Origin of the sequence: Paenibacillus sp. GbtcB18 (assembly GCF_019091125.1) — a bacterium.
Taxonomy (GTDB): domain Bacteria; phylum Bacillota; class Bacilli; order Paenibacillales; family NBRC-103111; genus Paenibacillus_F; species Paenibacillus_F chitinolyticus.
This window is the reverse complement of sequence record NZ_JAGXJX010000683.1, coordinates 1-245: the sequence shown is the minus strand read 5'-3', so window position 1 is coordinate 245 and position 245 is coordinate 1. Positions and strand designations below refer to the sequence as shown.

Below are 245 nucleotides of genomic sequence, written 5' to 3'. Positions count from 1 at the left end.
ATCGAACACCATATGCAGCACATACCCGACAACCAGGAGCTGTACGGCGGATCGTATCGTGCCGACGATACTTTCTTTCTCCAGTCCCAGCTTCTGTCACATGGACAGCAAAATCGTCACGGCTACGAACACCAGCGTGCTGGCCAGCGCAAGATTGGACACCAGTACTCCTCCCTTTCCCGGTCCGGACGCGAGATAACACGGCGCGCCTGCTCGGTCGAAGACTCCCGGAAAAATTCCGCGGT

Annotated in this window: 1 pseudogene; it reads right to left on the bottom strand. The window is 57.1% G+C overall.

Annotated features, from left to right (window positions below):
- A pseudogene (locus KVT34_RS32550) lies at nt 1-162 on the bottom strand (ABC transporter permease); the annotation flags it as partial.
- Nucleotides 163-245: the final 83 nt, after the last annotated feature.